The 1,653-nt window shown below is 75.1% G+C and carries 3 protein-coding genes; all 3 read left to right on the forward strand.

Features of this window, described 5'->3' with window-relative positions:
- Nucleotides 1-207, forward strand: a 207-nt coding sequence (locus ACWC1K_RS50630; RefSeq protein ID WP_450840993.1) for an SDR family oxidoreductase, incomplete at its 5' end; no start/stop codon positions are given.
- A complete protein-coding gene (locus ACWC1K_RS50635) occupies nt 204-833 on the forward strand; it encodes a bifunctional 4-hydroxy-2-oxoglutarate aldolase/2-dehydro-3-deoxy-phosphogluconate aldolase (RefSeq protein WP_450840995.1) in 630 nt (209 codons plus the stop codon). The genes ACWC1K_RS50630 and ACWC1K_RS50635, both read left to right, overlap by 4 nt.
- The coding region (locus ACWC1K_RS50640; protein WP_450840997.1) for a sugar kinase at nt 833-1,653 on the forward strand (821 nt) is incomplete at its 3' end. The genes ACWC1K_RS50635 and ACWC1K_RS50640, both read left to right, overlap by 1 nt.

Genomic DNA, 1,653 nt, shown 5'->3' on the forward strand with positions numbered 1-1,653 from the left:
ATCGCGCCGGGCTACATCGCCACCGACAACACCCAGGCCCTCCAGGACGACCCGGTGCGCAGCAAGGCCATCCTGGACCGCATCCCGGCCGCGCGTTGGGGCAGCGCCGACGACCTCGCGGGCGCCACCGTGTTCCTGGCGTCGGACGCGGCCGCGTACGTCCACGGCACCGTCCTCCCGGTCGACGGCGGATGGCTGGGCCGATGAACAGCAGCGACCCGGCCTCGGTACTGGCCGGTGCCCGGCTCCTGCCGGTGCTGGTCGTGCCGTCCGCCGCGAGTGCCGGCCCGCTCGCCGACGCGCTCGCGGCGGGCGGCGCCCGCTGCGCGGAGGTCACCTTCCGCACCCCGCACGCCGAACAGGTCGTGAAGACGATGGCCGCGCACGGCGACCTGGTCGTCGGCGCCGGTACGGTGCTCACCCCCGAGCAGGCGGAGCGGGCCGTGGCGGCCGGGGCCCGCTTCGTGGTCTCGCCCGGCTTCGACGAGGACGTCGTCGCCAAGTGCCGGGAGCTGGGGGTGCCCGTGGTGCCCGGCGTCGCCACCGCCACCGAACTGATGCGGGCCCTGAAGGCGGGCCTCGACACCGTGAAGCTCTTCCCCGCCGAGTCGCTCGGCGGCCTGCGCACGCTGCGGGCGCTGGCGGCCCCGTTTCCGGGGGTGCGGTTCGTGCCGACGGGCGGGATCGACGCGTACCGGATGGCCGCCTACCTGGCCGACCCGGCGGTGCTGGCGGTCGGCGGCAGCTGGATGGCCACCGCCGACCACCTGGAGCGGGGCGACTACGCGGAGATCCGCCGGCTGACCGCCGACGCGGTGGAAAGGAGCAGGTAGTGACCGACGTGATCGCGCTCGGCGAGGTCATGCTGCGCTTCGACCCGGGCGAGGGCCGCATCCGCACCGCCCGCAGCTTCCAGGTGTGGGAGGGCGGCGGCGAGTACAACGTCGTACGCGGACTGCGGCGCTGCTTCGGACTGCGCACCGCCGTGGTGACCGCCCTCGCCGACAACGCGGTGGGCCGGCTGGTCGAGGACCTGATCCTGCAGGGCGGCGTCGACACCTCGCTGATCCGCTGGGTGCCCGACGACGGCATCGGCCGCACCGCCCGCAACGGTCTCAACTTCGTCGAGCGCGGCTACGGCATCCGCGGCGCGCTCGGCGTCAGCGACCGCGCCCACACCGCCGTCTCCCAGCTGTGCAAGGGGGACGTCGACTGGGATGCGGTGTTCTCGGCCGGGGTGCGCTGGTTTCACACCGGCGGCATCTTCGCCGGCCTGTCGGACACCACGGTCGACGTGGCCGACGAGGCCATGGCGGCCGCGCGCCGGCACGGGGTCACCGTCTCCTACGACCCCAACTACCGCGCGAGCCTCTGGGCCGGCCGCGGCGGCGCCGAACGGGCCCGCGAGGTCGACCTGCGGCTGGCCCGGCACGCCGATGTCGTGGTGGGCGCCCTCGGCCTGGCGGGCGAACACCCGGGCGCCGAGCGTTTCCGGGCGCACGAGGTGGCGGACGCGCTCGCCGCCGTCGCCGACCTGCTGCCCGCGGCGAAAGTGCTGGCGACGACCCTGCGGGAGGTGCCCTCGGCGGGCGTGAACGACTGGACCTCGGCGGCCTGGTCCGCCGAGACCGGCTACGTCACCGGACCCCACAT

The sequence above is a fragment of the Streptomyces sp. NPDC001492 genome, assembly GCF_053597275.1.